Genomic DNA, 13,437 nt, shown 5'->3' with positions numbered 1-13,437 from the left:
GCGAGGCCGCCGCCGGGGCGCTGGGACGGAACGGGGCGCCGGCGGCGAGGCAAGGATCCGGGCGGGCGCGACGGGGATCAAGGTAGGCGGACGTGCGCCACTCACTAACCCCCCGAGCCGGGCCTCGGGCGGGGAGTGCTGAGCGTGGATGGGTCGCACTGCTGGAGGTTGGTCAGTGGGGGCGGTCCGCGTGAGGTCGCCGAAGAGGCGCTGGGACGGAACGGGGTGCCGGCGGCAAGGCTCGGGCGACCAGGCAGGGACCCGGGCGGGCGGACGTGTGCCACTCACTAAACCCTCGAACCGGACCTCGGGCCAGGAGCGCTGAGCGTGGATGGGCCGCACCACGGGAGGTTGGACAGTGGGGGCGGTCCGCATGAGGTCGCCGCCGAGGCGCCGGGACGGAACGGGGTGCCGACGGCGAGGCAAGGCTCGGGCGGGGACCCGGGCGGGGATCCGGGCGGGCGGACGTGTGCCACTCACTAACCCCTCGAACCGGGCGTCGGGCGAGGAGTGCTGAGCGTGGATGGGTCGCACCACGGGAGGTTGGTCAGTGGGGGCGGTCCGCGAGGCCGCCGCCGAGGCGCCGGGACGGAACGGGCGCCGACGGCAAGGCAAGGATCGGGCGACCGGGGCGGGGATCGAGGTAGGCGGACGTGCGCCACTCACTAACCCCTCGAACCGGGCCTCGGGCGAGGAGTGCTGAGCGTGGATGGGTCGCACCACGGGAGGTTGGACAGTGGGGGCGGTCCGCGAGGCCGCCGCCGAGGCGCCGGGACGCAACGGGCGCCGACGGCAAGGCAAGGATCGGGCGACCGGGGCGGGGATCGAGGTAGGCGGACGTGCGCCACTCACTAACCTCTTAAGCCGGGCCTCGGGCGAGGAGGGCTGAGCGTGGATGGGGCGCACCACGGGAGGTTGGACAGTGGGGGCGGTCCGGGTGAGGTCGCGGCCGGGGCGGTTTGCGTTGGGGGCGGGTGGTGGTTAGAGGAGGGTGGCTTGGGTTTGGGCTGTTTGGCGGGCGAGGGTGTCGTGATTGACCGTCACGAGGGTGTTGTGGTTTACGACGGGGCGGCCGTTGGCTAGGAGGAGGTCCAGGGGTGGGGGTGTGCTGAGGACCAGGGCGGCGATGGGGTCTGGGATGCCGGCGTGTTGGAGGGTGTTGAGGTTCCAGAGCGCTAGGTCGGCTAGTTTGCCGGGCTCTAGAGAGCCGATCTCGTCTAGGCGGCCTAGGAGTTGGGCTCCGCCGAGCGTGGCCATCTCTAGGGTGTCGCGGACGGTGAGGGACTGGGGGCCGTTGCGGGCTCGGGCCAGGAGCAGCGCGTTGCGGACCTCTTCGACGAGGCTGCCTGCTTCGTTGCTGGCGGCACCGTCCACGCCAAGGCCGACTGGAGCGCCGGCGGCGCGGAGGTCGGCTGTGCGGGCGATGCCGGCGCCGAGGCGGGCGTTGGAGCTCGGGCAGTGGGCGACGCCCGTACCCGTCGCACCTAGTTGTTTGATCTCCGCGTCGTCGAAGTGGATGCCGTGCGCGAACCACACGTCCGGCCCTGTCCACCCCAGTGAGGCGGCGTACTCGAGGGGCGTACACCCCTGCGTCTCGAGACACCATGCGGTCTCGTCCGTGGTCTCCGCGAGATGCGTGTGCAGGCGAACGCCTTTGCGACGAGCCAGTACGGCGGACTCCCGCATCAGCTCGCCGCTGACGCTGAACGGCGAGCACGGCGCGACGGCGATCTGGAGCATCGACCCGGGCGACGGGTCGTGCCAGCGATCGATCGCGGCCGAGGTTGCGGCCAGGATCTCGTCGCGGTCCTCCACCACCGAGTCCGGCGGCAGGCCACCATCCTTCTGACCGCGGTCCATCGAGCCGCGCGTCGGGTGGAACCGCAGTCCGACCTCAGCCGCCGCGGTGATCTCGGCCGCGAGGAGGTCACCACCACCGCGCGGGAAGACATAGTGGTGATCGGCCGCGGTCGTGCAGCCAGTCAGCGCGAGCTGGGCGAGCGCGCCCTTCGCGGCGACGTACACGGACTCTTCGGTGATGCGCGACCACACCGGATAGAGCGTCTGCAACCACTCGAAGAGCGTCGCGTCCACGGCAAGCCCGCGCGTCACCCACTGATACAGATGCTGATGCGTGTTGACGAACCCAGGCGTCACCAGACATCCCGACCCGTCAATCACCTGAGCGCCCTCGGACAACCCCGACGACCCCGGGCCGACGGCAACAATCTTGTTGCCGGAGACAACCACGTGCCCGACGAACTCCCGCCGGGCCGGATCGAGGGTCGCCACGTAGGCGCCCTCGATCACCAGCATCAGCAGAAACCCGGTACGGCGTGCCACGCGCTCCCGGCGTCGCTCGCCTCGTCCCGGACCACCGTCGCCTCGATCAGCCCGTACGGACGGTCGGCGGCGATGAACACCTCGCCCGGGTTCTCGACCTCGAACGGGCTGAGGTCGACCAGGAAGTGATGCTTGTTCGGCGCGGAGAACTTGATCTCGGCAACTTCAGGGTGCTCGCTCAGCACCGCTTCGCCCATCCCGTAAAGGGTTTGCTGCAAGGCGAGACTGTGGATCGTCGCGAACCGCGAGAGCAGCAACGCCTTGATCGCGTCGTACGACTTGTCCCAGTCGACCTCAGTGTGGTCGTAGCGCCACCGCGCCACCAGCGAGGTCGCCAGGATCCGGTCGTTGGTCTCGGGAAGCGTTGTGTACTTGTCCTTCAGGAACCCGTGGAACTCCGACCCGGTCGACTTCAGCACGATCAGGTCACTGATCCCCGACACGACATAGGTCCGCCGGTCGGCGCCGCGACCTTCGACGTTCACGATCGTGTTCCGCACACCGCTCCCACCACGCACGAAGGCGTGGTCGTGCTCAGCACCGTCGACCGAGATCCGCTCCCACGCATACTCCTCGACCGAGATCCGCGCACCCTCCGCGGCCGGCGAGGCGTCCAGGAAGTGCGCGCCGAGCGTCAGCGCGTAGTCCTCCAGCGCACCGATCCCCTTCTCCTTGGCGAAGGCGAAGGCGGTGTTCTTCTGGGTGTCGGTCGGCAGCACGTCGCTCTGATCGCCGTCGGTGTGCGCGGCCGCGAAGTTGCCGCGGAGGGCGGTGGAGACGTTCAGGTCGCGGATCTGGTGACGGGCGGTGTCGCGGTAGATGCGCACGACGCGGCTCTCGGCTTTGCCGTACTGATTGGCTCCCAGGCGGATGGCCATTCCGGTCAGCTCCCTCGGTAGGTGGAAAACGCGAACGGGCTGAGCAGCAACGGGACGTGATAGTGCCGCTCGTCGGCGACCGTGAAGGTCACGGAGACCTCCGGGAAGAAGCTGTCCGGACCCGCGTAGGCGGCGACGTCGAACCAGAGCCGGTAGGTCCCGTGCTCCACTGTCGGCGCCAGTTCAGCGATCCGGCCGTCCTCGTCCGTCGCACCGGTCGCCAGTACGACGTCCCCCCGATAAAGCCGCACCGGTACGCCGACCGCCGGCCGACCCGATGCCGTATCCAGCACGTGCGTCGACAAGCTACTCATACCGTCACCAGCTTCTGAAGTCGCAGCAACGCAATCTTGCGCAGCTCCTCATGGACGACGACAGCCTCAGCAGCGTCGTCATGTGTCAGTCGTTCCTGCAAACTGCCCAGCATCTGCTCAGCGGACAATCCCGTTGCACAGATAAGAAAAACCCGCCCGAAGCGGGCCTCGTACTCAAAGTTGCCCCGAGCAAGCGCCTGACGAACAGACGGATCATCGCCGACGCCGGACTGCTCGGAGCGGGACCAGGCCGCCTCGGTACCAGCACCCTGCGGCCGGTCACCGATCCGCGGGTGCGCCTGCAGCGCGCGGTCGACCTCGGCGGCGTCGAGTTCACGCGCCAATTGATCCGCGACCGCGGTCAGGACGCTGCGATCGCCGTACGGGCGCTTGACCAGGATTCCGTCGACCCAGCGTGGCACGTCACAGCAGCTCGCCAGCTCCGGGCGCAGCCGGTCGGCGGGCGCCGCGTTGAACTCCACCAGATCCATGACCGAGAGCCTGGCATCCCACCCAGTCCTCCGTCAACAGTTTGTTGAATTTAGCGAGAGCGATTCAGATAGTTGTAGACCGTGAACCGGGTGACACCGAGCGCTTCGGCGACGATCTCGGCCGACTTGCGGTACTCGAACGCACCCCGGGCCTCCAGCAACAACACCGCCTGCTGCTTGTCCGTCCGCGACAACGAGTTCAGGGGCCCGCCGAGCTCACCAGCCACCTCGGCGAGCAGACCCTGTACGCCGTCGACCGGCTTGGGCGTCAGCCGGACCGCGACCACCGGTTTCCCCTTCCACAGCAAGGGAATGTCGTCGTCGCCCGCCTCGTCTGGCGCGACGAGTTCAGCGTTGAGCCGCTCGATCAGCGGGGTGATCGCTTCGACCAGCGGATGCGGCTCAGGCATCGCGTCGTACCTGCAGCGTCACCTGGCTCGCACCCCCGGCGAAGGCGGCCTCGAGCACCTGCGGGAGCGCGGACAGCACGTCCTGTTGCTCACCTCGAACCTGCGTGCCCAAGGGGCCGAACTCGCAGTCGAGCCCGGCCTCCTCCGCGGCCCGCAGCGCCTCGGTTACGTGCGCGGGTGGAGAACCCTCGACATCGAAGGGCTCGGTGGTGAACTCGGCAACCAGTCGCATGACGCGAGGCTATGGGCGGCGGGCCAATTTGGCGAGCTCTGCCAGGTCGAAGTCGATCTCCGCCGAGTCGATCGCGCCACAATCGAGACCGCGGAGGACGAAACCAGCCAGTGCCACCGCAGTCGCCGGCTCGTCGAGGTAGCCCGACGAGCCGTGGCCGAGATAGGCGCTCAGCCTGGTCGCGGCCTGGTCGAAACCCTCGCGATAGAACAGGTACGTCGCGAGGAAGCGGGTCGGCAATTGACCCGGATGCATGTCCCAGCCCTGATAGATGCCGCGGGCAAGCGAACGTCGTACCAGCCGGAAGTGCAGTTGCCAGGCCGCGTGGATCCCGTCACCGACAGGCAGCACGTTGGTCGAGCCGTCCGATACGAACACGCCCGTCCCGGCCGCGGCCAGCTGCATGACGTCCTTCGCGTGGTCAGCAACCGGATGCTCCATGCTCTGGTACGCCGCCGCGACGCCGAGCGAGGCGCTGTAGTCATACGTGCCGTAGTGCAACCCGGTCACGCGAGACCCACCGGCCTTGAGCATCCGCGCGATCAACGCAGTCCCGTCAGCACCCAGGATCGCCTGCGGCGTCTCCACCTGGATCTCGAACTTCAAGGAGGTGCCATACGCGCTGTCCAGCGTCTCCAGGACGTGCACGAACGCCTCAACCTGCTCGACCGACGTCACCTTCGGCAGCGTGACCACGAACCCCTCGCGGACCCCACCTTCCCGAACGAACAGGTCCAGGGTCCGGAGCGAGCGACGCCGGGTCGGTGCCTCCAGCGACTTCACCCGCAAGCCGTAGTACGGCGATTGTGGCGCAACCCGCGCCGCCGCGACGGCTGCCGCATCCTCTTCCGCATCGGGCCGATTCCCGTACCCGTCCTCGAAGTCGATCCGAAGATCCTCGATCGGCTCCCGCTCGAGCTTGGCCGTCATCCGGTCATAGACCTCAGCAGGAACATCCAGTACGGCGGCCAGGTCGTGACCGGTCAGCGCCGCCCGCGCCTGTGATCCCCAGTCGGCGACGGTTTGAGCGTCGTACCGGTCGGCAGGTACGTACACCGTGTGGACCGGCTGCCGCACGCCGCGGTCTCCCGGGTAATCGGCCGCCAGCGCCGCATCGGCGGCCGCCAGCCGCTGGTCCAGTTCGTCACCAAGCTCGTCCAGCCCCATGGGCTTGCCTCCTCGGGTTTCCGTATTGCGGAGACTAATATCTACTGTGCGGAAGCATCAAGGCGAAGGGTGGCGGTGATGACGGAACCCGGCAGTAAGGGCCGTACCGGCAGCGTGCAGTCGATCGAGCGCGCGTTCGGGCTGCTCGAGACGATGGCCGACGCGGGCGGCATGATGGGATTGTCCCAGCTGGCCACGGCCTCCGGCCTGCCGTTGCCGACGATTCACCGCCTGGTCCGCACCCTGGTCGACCTGGGGTACGTGCGTCAGGAGCCGTCGCGGCAGTACATCCTCGGCCCCAAGCTCATCCGCCTCGGCGAAAGCTCGTCGCGCATGCTCAGCGTGTTCGCGCGGCCACATCTCGCCCGTCTGGTCGACGAGCTCGGCGAGTCGGCCAACATGGCCATGCTCGACGGCGACCAGATCGTCTACCTCGCCCAGGTCCCGTCCCGGCACTCGATGCGGATGTTCACCGAGGTGGGTCGGCGAGTGCTCCCACACTGCACCGCGGTCGGCAAGGCGATCCTCGCGGGGTACCCCGAAACGGCGGTCCGTGAGCTCCTCGGCCGGACCGGTATGCCCGGGCACACCGAGAACACGATCACCACACCCGATGCCTTCGCCGCTCAACTCCACGAGGCCGCGCGATCCGGGTACGCGACCGACGAGGGTGAGCAGGAGCTCGGCGTACGGTGCGTGGCTGTCGCCGTACCGGATGGTCCCGGTCCGCTGGCCATCTCCGTCTCCGGGCCGGCCCCACGGATGACCGAGGCTCTGGTGGCCCGGGCTGTCCCCCTCCTGACCGAGGCGGCAACTGCCCTGTCCAACGACCTTCAGTAAGGCGGCGCCGGCCCTGCAGCAGGACCGGCGCCACGCTTCACCTCGTCAAACGACTTACGTTCCCGGCTTGGGGTAGACCCGGTTCAGGACCTCGAAGTCCTGGCTGGACGGGTGTAGCGACCAGCCGGCAGCGATGCGGCCCTGCTTCATGCAGGAGTTGGTCGAAGAGTTGTGGTCGAGTCCAAGTGCGTGACCGAGCTCATGGCAGGTCGACTTGCGCGCCTGGTTGGTGCCGGCCATGTGGCTGGCGAGATAGACGCTCACCGGGCCTTCCGGTGCGTTCGCATTCCAGTAGGTGACGCCGAACTCATCCGGTCCCGCGTTGTAGGTCCGGACTGCCACACAGTGCCGTCCGCCACCCGGGCAGCCCTGGGTGTTCCAGCGGTAGTAGGCGTCGATGCCGGGCGATTGGTACCAGTCGGCCACCGCATCGGTGACGGGGAACCCGGCGGGCGTGTAGTCGAGGAAGTAGACCTGCGGGTCGTTGAACGGGCCGTAGCTCCAGGCGTGGTTGCACCACTGAGCCGCGGTCCCGTACGTCACGCAGGCCAAAATGCCCATGCCCCCGCCCGGCGGCGTCTCACCGGCCGCGAGGACGTTATTCCCCTGCGCTCGCAAGGAGCGACGCAGTGCCTCGGGACTTCCGGCGGGCTCGTGCAGTCCGACCCTGATCTGACCGTTGGCCAGGTACTCGACGGTGTAGACGTCGCCGTTGTCGACCGCGGCCAGTTTCGATCCGGTGTCGGGTGGCGCGGCGCCGGCCGGTGTCCCGGCCAGGCCGATGGTGAGTGTCGCGAGGACTGCGGCAGCGGCAGTCAGGCGACGATAGATACCTGTCATCGAAATTCCCTCCCCAGGGGGGTGACGCTGATTACCTCACGTCGTCAGTCGCTCACCCGCCGATGACAGTAGGAGCCACCGCAGAGGGCGACAACACCTCGAAGCGGGTACCCCGAGATTGCTCAGAACCCCAATTACTCCTTCTCCAGGGCGATTTTCGGCAGCACGCGATCGAGGCCGCGAGGCAGCCACCACGCGCGGTCACCGAAGAGCCGCAGTACGGCGGGGACGATGACGCAGCGGATCAGCAACGCATCCAGCAGTACGGCGATGGCCAGGCCGAGGCCGAACTGCTGCAGCATCCGGTCCGGGCTGAGCAGGAACGCTCCGAACACCACGATCATGATCGCGGCCGCTGCCGTGATCACACTTCCGGTCGTCGCCAAACCTTCCCGGACGGCGGCCCGCGAATCCTTGGTACGCCGCCATTCCTCGTGGATCCGCGAGACCAGGAACACCTCGTAGTCCATCGAAAGCCCGAACACGATCGCGAAGATCATCACCGGCACGAATGCCTCGATCGGACCGGGTTGCACTCCGAACCATCCCTGCTGGAACACCAGCGTGATGACTCCGAGCGAAGCGCCGATGCTGAGCAGGTTGAGCACCGCGGCCTTCAGCGGGATCAGGATCGACCGGAACACCGCCATCAGCAGCAGTGCGGACAGTCCGACCACCACCAGCACGAAGATCGGCAGCCGCTTGCTCACCGCCGACGCGAAGTCGTCGGAGGCCGCGGTCGAACCACCGATCAGGTACGTCGCTCTGGTCTGCGACTCCAGTGCCGGCAGGGTCGTCTCGCGGAGGTGTTCCACCAGCTTGCTCGTCGCGGCATCCTGCGGGCCGGTCCTCGGGAACGCGATGACCGTCGCGATCTTGCCGTCGGGCGTCAGTTGCGCTGGGGCCACGGCAGCAATCCCCGGGTCAGCGGTCAGCGTCTTACCGAGCGCGTCGGCCGCGGCCTGGTCACCCTCCGAAACGACCACCAGCGGACCGTTGAAGCCCGCCCCGAACCCCTCGGCCAGCAGGTCGTACGCCTTCCGGCTCGTCTTGGCCGGAGCATCCGTGCTCGCGTCAGCGAACCCGAGCCGCATGTCCAACGCCGGCAACGCCAAGGCGACCAACGCGACCGTCCCCAGCAGCAACGGCACCCACGGCCCGCGCTGCACTCTCGTTGCCAGCCTGCGCCAGCCATCACCCGGCGTACGGCGTTGCTTCGCAGCATGCTTGCGGACACTCCGCTCGATCCGTTTCCCGAACAGGGTAAGGAGAGCTGGCAGCAGGCTCACCGCGGCCAGCATCGTCACCAGCACGGTGAGCGTCACTCCGAGCGCGATGCCTTGAAGCGATCCGAGTCCCAGCGCGAGCAGACCGAGCAACGCGATCACCACAGTGCACCCAGCGAACATCACCGAACGCCCGGCGGTGTCCAGCGCCCGCGTCGAGGCGGTCAGTCGATCCACACCGTCCTTCAGTAGTTCATGCCGATAGCGGGAGAAGATCAGCAACGCATAGTCGATCCCGACACCGAGCCCGACCAGGATCATCACCGGCGCGGTGTAGCTCGGCACCGAGAAGACGTGCGACGCCAGCACCAGCAGACCAAGCGTGCTACCGACGGCGAAGACGGCCGTCAGCAACGGAAGAGTTGCCGCGAGCAACGATCCGAACAGCAGCACCAGAATCACCAGCGCAGCCAGCAGGCCAGCGCCCTCGGAGGCACCGCCCGCGCTCTCCGACGCACTGCGCGCCAGATCGCCGCCGGCCTCCACCTGGAGCTCCAGGCCCCCGATGTCCTTCGCCCGTTGGATGATCGTCCGCACATCCGCCACCGGCATGTCCGCAGTCGCGACATCCAGACCGACAGTCGAGTACGCCGTACGTCCGTCCTGCGAGAGTGATCCGGGTGCGGCGAAGGGGTCTGCCACCGATGCAACGTGCGGCAGGTCGCGAACCACGGCCAGCATCGAGGCGATCCGGGATTTCTCCGCAGCCAGACCGCCATCAGCGCGCAGCACAAGCTGCACCGAGCCCGTTTCACCCCGGGGCTGATGCTCGGCCAGGAGGTCACTGACCCGCTGGGAATCGGTCCCTGGGAGCGATCCGCCGTTGTCGTAGCTCGCGCCGATCACGGTCGACGCCGTCGTGATCGCGGCAACCGCGATCACCCAGAGCACCAAGGCGATTCCGGCACGCCGCATCGACCAGCCGGACACCCGGTGCAGCAGTCCCGGGCGTTCACCCGCCTTCCGCGGCGGGCGTCGTACAGGGGTGTCCACGGCCATCTCGATCTCCTCGGATCTTCATAAGTAGTTCGTCTACATGTCGCCTCTCGACATTAGGACACGAATAGGTAGACTGTCTACATGAAGGCGGATGCGTGGCGTGGACACCTGGACCCGATGATCCTGGCGATCGTCCAGGCCGAGCCGCTGCACGGCTACGCGATCATGGAGGCGCTGCTGGAGCGCAGCGGCGGCGTACTCGACCTGCCGACCGGGACCCTCTACCCGGCGCTGCGCCGACTGGAGCAGGCCGGATACCTGGCCGGTGAATGGAGCACTGTCGGCGGGCGGAAGCGCCGCACCTACCGACTCACCGCCGAGGGGCAGAAGATGCTTGCCTCCGGCAAGGAAGACTGGTCGACCTTCCGGGCCGTCGTCGAAGGAGTCCTAGGCGGTGCGCGCCAGGCGTAGGCAGCGGCCGGCCTGGACACCGACGAAGCACAGCGGCAGGACGACGAATCCCGCGACGACGCTCACCGCTTGGACGTCGATCGGGTACGGGTTCAGGGTCACCATGCAGATACTGATCACGCCGACGGCGACCGCGCTGACCAGCGCGAACTGCGCCGTCACCCGGCTGACGTGATGCCGCACGAGCGGGAAGCGCAGCCCCACGCCGGTCGCGATCACCGCCAGAACCGCACCGGCGATCGACAGCATGCCAACGGCCTGAACCACCCATTGCAGTACGTCGTTCAGCGCGCTCGGTCGATCCGGCGCATCGTTCCAGCTCCAGACGCCGTCGAGCCAGACGATCGGCTGCACGATCAACGCCAGGAACAGCAACATCGCAGTCCGCCGGCTCTGACTGATCGCGAGCTCCGCACGGTAGCCCGGAACCACATCGGACAGCTCCCCGAAGTCGGCCAGCGCCTCGCGCTCGGCCTGCTCACGATCCAGCCCGTCGGCCTCGAACGCTTCGGTCGCGTCCGTCAGGTGATCCCGCGCCTCGGCCAGCAGGTCCGCCTTATGACGTCGCGGACCTGCGAGCGAGTGGCGCAATGCGGTCAGATACTCATCGACAGGCGTACTGGCGCTGGGCATAGCAATGAGTATCGGTGACTCAGGCCCGGAACACACCCGGAATCTCCCTGGCTCTCCCCCGGTCAGAGGATGGCGGAGAGCAGGAGGGTCATCGCCAGGCCCATCACGGAGATCACGGTCTCCATCAGCGACCAGGTCTTGATGGTCTCGCCGACCGTCATCCCGAAGTACTCCTTGACCAGCCAGAAGCCGGCGTCGTTCACGTGCGAGAAGAACAGCGAACCCGCACCGATCGCCAGCACGATCAGGGCCACCTGGGTCGTGTTCTCTCCGGCCGCCAGCGGCGCGACGATGCCCGCCGCGGTCACCGTGGCGACGGTCGCGGAACCTGTCGCGAGCCGGATCAGTACGGCGACGATCCAACCGAGCAGGAGTGCCGAGAGGTTGGCCGCGATCGCGATCTTGGCGATCGCGATCCCGGTGCCGCCGTCCACGAGCACCTGCTTGAACCCACCGCCCGCGCCCACGATCAGCATCACGCCCGAGATCGGGAGCAGGCTGGCGCCGATCTTCTTGCCCAGCACCGGCACAGTGAAACCGATCGCCGTACCGAAGGTCACCATCGCCAGCAGGACCGCGAGCAGCAACGCCGTGACGGGATCACCGATGAACTGCAGCACCGGGTAGATCGCGTTCTTCGGGCTCATCCAGATGTCCGACGCGGCCTTCAGCAACATCAGCACGACCGGCGCGAGCACGGTCACCAGCGTCACGGTGAACGACGGCGTCTTCTTCCGCTCGCTGTCACCCGATGCGCCAGTCACCTCGAGCGCCGTACCGGCTGCGCCGATCGGCACCCACCGCGCCGCCAACCGCCCGAACAGGGGGCCCGCGACAATGACCGTCGGGATCGCGACCAGCAGACCCAGCGCGAGCGTGATGCCGACATTTCCACCCAGTACGCCGATCGCCGCCAGCGGACCGGGATGCGGCGGCACGAACCCGTGCAGCACCGACAAGCCCGCGAGGGCCGGGATACCCAACAACATGGCCCGCGCGCCAGAACGTCGTACCGCCAGAACCACCACCGGGATCAGCAGCACCAGCCCGATCTCGAAGAACATCGGGATCCCGATGATCGTCGCGACCAGCGCCATCTTCCACGGCAGACTCACCGTCCGCCCGCGCAGCAGCGTGTCCACCACCTGATCCGCGCCACCCGAGTCCGCGAGCAGCTTGCCGACCATCGCGCCGAGCGCGATCAACACACCGACGTACCCCAGCACGCTGCCAACGCCGGCCTCGTACGACTTCGTCACCGCCCCCGCGCCGATCCCCGAAGCCAGCCCGACGAACAACGCACCGATCGTCAACGCCAGGAACGCATGCAGCTTCACCGCGACGATCAGGGCCACGATGATCCCGATCCCCACCGCCGCCACGATCAGCACCCGCGTGTCATGCCCGTCCCACGGCGCATGCACATCCCCGCCAGCCGCCAGTACCTCAGTCCCGAACACAGCACCGCCTCCAGACAGCCATGACGCACCGTGGTGTATCCACCACCAGCAGTCTTACACCCTCACGCCTCTGCGCCGCTCAGGCTCCGGTGGTGGAGCCTGGGCGGATGATCATCAGGACGGTGACAGTTGCCCAGAGCAAGTTGAAGCAGCCGGTGAGCATTCCCAGTCGAGCGGTGGCTTTGGGGGTGACTTCTGTGGTGGTGAGCATGGCTCGCTGGGCGGGGAGGATCAGAAGGCCCAGTACGGCGGCGGCGAGGGCGGTGAGGATGATCGAGGCGATCAGCCAGGGACTGCCCAGGACGTGCATGACGTTGGCCAGCGTGAAGCCGAAGAGTGGGACGGCGATGCCGACGAGCGCGTACACGTTGCAGATGCGGTGCAGGACGCGGACTTCCGTCGTGGCGCCGCGGCGAGCTACGGCGGGGAACATGCTCGCGGCGACGGCCACCGGGCCGATCGCCAGGATGGCGGCGAGCACGTGCAGTGACAGCAGAACCTTGGTCACGGTGTCTCCGAACGGTGAGTGGGCTAGGGTATCAGTTCACCTGTAAGTCAAACTGATACCCAGGGTTCTGTCGGGGCGTGCCAGTAGGGTTCAGGTATGGCGGGCGCTGGTACACCGACGAGCGGATCCGTGGCGCTGATGATGGTGGCCGCGGGACGAGCGCTGAGCCGGCGAGTGGAGGACGTGCTCGCACCCCTGGGTCTCACCCTGCGTCACTACGGCGCGCTGGCGCATCTGTCGCACCGCCCGGATCTGTCGTACTCGGACCTGGCTCGGCGCGCCGGGATCACTACGCAGAGCATGCACGCCACCGTCCGCGCCCTCGAAGAGGTCGGCGCAGTCACCCGAACCCTCCCCGGCCACGGCCACGCGGCACGCCTGGAAGTCACTGAACAAGGCCGGCAACTCCTCGCCGAGGCGGCCGCGGCCGCCGAGCAGCTGGACCTGGAGCTGTTCAGCGACCTGACCGACCAAGAGCGCGACGCCCTACGCGTCGGCCTCCTGGCCCTCGTCCCACGCCCCGACACCCGCTAACAGTGATGATGTGAGTGTGGCTCCGCAGCGGTCGTCCTGACTCGCCCTCTAACTGACTTCGGGTCTTCAACGGGATCTGTCGGTCGACCGT

General features: G+C 67.7%; 15 protein-coding genes. 3 read left to right on the top strand and 12 right to left on the bottom strand.

The window, feature by feature from the left end; translation table 11 throughout:
• Window positions 1-981: 981 nt before the first annotated feature.
• The 7 genes from ACIA49_RS28035 to ACIA49_RS28005 are packed head-to-tail and all read right to left on the bottom strand — an operon-like array spanning window position 982 to window position 5,835.
• Entirely contained in the window at window positions 982-2,343 is a 1,362-nt protein-coding gene (locus ACIA49_RS28035; RefSeq protein ID WP_396380331.1) for an 8-oxoguanine deaminase, read from the bottom strand.
• Complete coding sequence (gene pucL, locus ACIA49_RS28030; protein WP_396380330.1) at window positions 2,316-3,221, bottom strand: factor-independent urate hydroxylase; 906 nt, start codon at window positions 3,219-3,221, stop codon at window positions 2,316-2,318. Before pucL ends, ACIA49_RS28035 begins: the two co-directional genes overlap by 28 nt.
• Window positions 3,222-3,226: 5 nt before the next feature.
• A complete protein-coding gene (gene uraH, locus ACIA49_RS28025; RefSeq protein WP_396380329.1) occupies window positions 3,227-3,535 on the bottom strand; it encodes a hydroxyisourate hydrolase in 309 nt (102 codons plus the stop codon).
• Window positions 3,532-4,026, bottom strand: a complete 495-nt coding sequence (gene uraD / locus ACIA49_RS28020) for a 2-oxo-4-hydroxy-4-carboxy-5-ureidoimidazoline decarboxylase (protein ID WP_396380327.1) — start codon at window positions 4,024-4,026, stop codon at window positions 3,532-3,534. Before uraD ends, uraH begins: the two co-directional genes overlap by 4 nt.
• 50 nt (window positions 4,027-4,076) lie before the next feature.
• Window positions 4,077-4,436: a helix-turn-helix domain-containing protein gene (locus tag ACIA49_RS28015; protein WP_396380325.1), complete on the bottom strand. Its 360-nt coding sequence runs from the start codon at window positions 4,434-4,436 to the stop codon at window positions 4,077-4,079.
• Window positions 4,429-4,668 carry a thiamine-binding protein gene (locus ACIA49_RS28010; protein ID WP_391543295.1) on the bottom strand — a complete coding sequence of 80 codons (240 nt, stop codon included), beginning with the start codon at window positions 4,666-4,668 and terminating at the stop codon, window positions 4,429-4,431. Before ACIA49_RS28010 ends, ACIA49_RS28015 begins: the two co-directional genes overlap by 8 nt.
• 9 nt (window positions 4,669-4,677) lie before the next feature.
• Window positions 4,678-5,835, bottom strand: coding sequence for a DUF6986 family protein (locus ACIA49_RS28005; protein ID WP_396380324.1), 1,158 nt, complete (start codon window positions 5,833-5,835; stop codon window positions 4,678-4,680).
• A 78-nt stretch (window positions 5,836-5,913) separates the two neighbouring features.
• On the opposite strand from ACIA49_RS28005, the gene ACIA49_RS28000 reads away from it, so the two are divergent.
• Entirely contained in the window at window positions 5,914-6,675 is a 762-nt protein-coding gene (locus ACIA49_RS28000) for an IclR family transcriptional regulator (RefSeq protein ID WP_396380323.1), read from the top strand.
• A gap of 54 nt (window positions 6,676-6,729) precedes the next feature.
• Here the strand turns inward: ACIA49_RS28000 and ACIA49_RS27995 are convergent, their stop codons facing one another.
• Window positions 6,730-7,515, bottom strand: coding sequence for a hypothetical protein (locus ACIA49_RS27995; protein WP_396380322.1), 786 nt, complete (start codon window positions 7,513-7,515; stop codon window positions 6,730-6,732).
• 134 nt (window positions 7,516-7,649) lie between these two features.
• Entirely contained in the window at window positions 7,650-9,800 is a 2,151-nt protein-coding gene (locus tag ACIA49_RS27990) for an MMPL family transporter (protein WP_396380321.1), read from the bottom strand.
• Window positions 9,801-9,881: 81 nt separating this feature from the next.
• Here ACIA49_RS27990 and ACIA49_RS27985 point away from each other — a divergent pair, with 81 nt between their 5' ends.
• Window positions 9,882-10,211, top strand: a complete 330-nt coding sequence (locus tag ACIA49_RS27985) for a PadR family transcriptional regulator (protein WP_396380319.1) — start codon at window positions 9,882-9,884, stop codon at window positions 10,209-10,211.
• On the opposite strand, the gene ACIA49_RS27980 is transcribed toward ACIA49_RS27985, so the two are convergent.
• The 3 genes from ACIA49_RS27980 to ACIA49_RS27970 form a co-directional block, all read right to left on the bottom strand.
• Entirely contained in the window at window positions 10,188-10,844 is a 657-nt protein-coding gene (locus tag ACIA49_RS27980; protein ID WP_396380318.1) for a permease prefix domain 1-containing protein, read from the bottom strand. The two genes, ACIA49_RS27985 and ACIA49_RS27980, sit on opposite strands and share 24 nt — an antisense overlap.
• Before the next feature lie 62 nt (window positions 10,845-10,906).
• Window positions 10,907-12,268, bottom strand: coding sequence for a gluconate:H+ symporter (locus ACIA49_RS27975; protein WP_396380818.1), 1,362 nt, complete (start codon window positions 12,266-12,268; stop codon window positions 10,907-10,909).
• 115 nt (window positions 12,269-12,383) lie between these two features.
• Window positions 12,384-12,812: a hypothetical protein gene (locus ACIA49_RS27970; RefSeq protein ID WP_396380317.1), complete on the bottom strand. Its 429-nt coding sequence runs from the start codon at window positions 12,810-12,812 to the stop codon at window positions 12,384-12,386.
• 96 nt (window positions 12,813-12,908) lie between these two features.
• On the opposite strand from ACIA49_RS27970, the gene ACIA49_RS27965 reads away from it, so the two are divergent.
• Window positions 12,909-13,346: a MarR family winged helix-turn-helix transcriptional regulator gene (locus tag ACIA49_RS27965; protein WP_396380315.1), complete on the top strand. Its 438-nt coding sequence runs from the start codon at window positions 12,909-12,911 to the stop codon at window positions 13,344-13,346.
• Window positions 13,347-13,437: the final 91 nt, after the last annotated feature.

The sequence above is a fragment of the Kribbella sp. NPDC051587 genome (genome assembly GCF_044453945.1).
GTDB lineage: Bacteria > Actinomycetota > Actinomycetes > Propionibacteriales > Kribbellaceae > Kribbella.
This window is presented reverse-complemented; position numbering and strand designations above follow the sequence as displayed.

Excerpts from the sequence above, each read along its gene's own strand:
- ACIA49_RS28000 (WP_396380323.1), top strand. The coding sequence starts at position 5,914 with ATGACGGAACCCGGCAGTAAGGGCCGTACCGGCAGCGTGCAGTCGATC.
- ACIA49_RS28015 (WP_396380325.1), bottom strand. The coding sequence starts at position 4,436 with ATGCCTGAGCCGCATCCGCTGGTCGAAGCGATCACCCCGCTGATCGAG.
- pucL (WP_396380330.1), bottom strand. The coding sequence starts at position 3,221 with ATGGCCATCCGCCTGGGAGCCAATCAGTACGGCAAAGCCGAGAGCCGC.
- uraD (WP_396380327.1), bottom strand. The coding sequence starts at position 4,026 with ATGGATCTGGTGGAGTTCAACGCGGCGCCCGCCGACCGGCTGCGCCCG.
- ACIA49_RS27995 (WP_396380322.1), bottom strand. The coding sequence starts at position 7,515 with ATGACAGGTATCTATCGTCGCCTGACTGCCGCTGCCGCAGTCCTCGCG.
- ACIA49_RS28005 (WP_396380324.1), bottom strand. The coding sequence starts at position 5,835 with ATGGGGCTGGACGAGCTTGGTGACGAACTGGACCAGCGGCTGGCGGCC.
- ACIA49_RS27980 (WP_396380318.1), bottom strand. The coding sequence starts at position 10,844 with ATGCCCAGCGCCAGTACGCCTGTCGATGAGTATCTGACCGCATTGCGC.
- ACIA49_RS27965 (WP_396380315.1), top strand. The coding sequence starts at position 12,909 with ATGGCGGGCGCTGGTACACCGACGAGCGGATCCGTGGCGCTGATGATG.
- ACIA49_RS27985 (WP_396380319.1), top strand. The coding sequence starts at position 9,882 with ATGAAGGCGGATGCGTGGCGTGGACACCTGGACCCGATGATCCTGGCG.
- uraH (WP_396380329.1), bottom strand. The coding sequence starts at position 3,535 with ATGAGTAGCTTGTCGACGCACGTGCTGGATACGGCATCGGGTCGGCCG.
- ACIA49_RS28010 (WP_391543295.1), bottom strand. The coding sequence starts at position 4,668 with ATGCGACTGGTTGCCGAGTTCACCACCGAGCCCTTCGATGTCGAGGGT.
- ACIA49_RS27990 (WP_396380321.1), bottom strand. The coding sequence starts at position 9,800 with ATGGCCGTGGACACCCCTGTACGACGCCCGCCGCGGAAGGCGGGTGAA.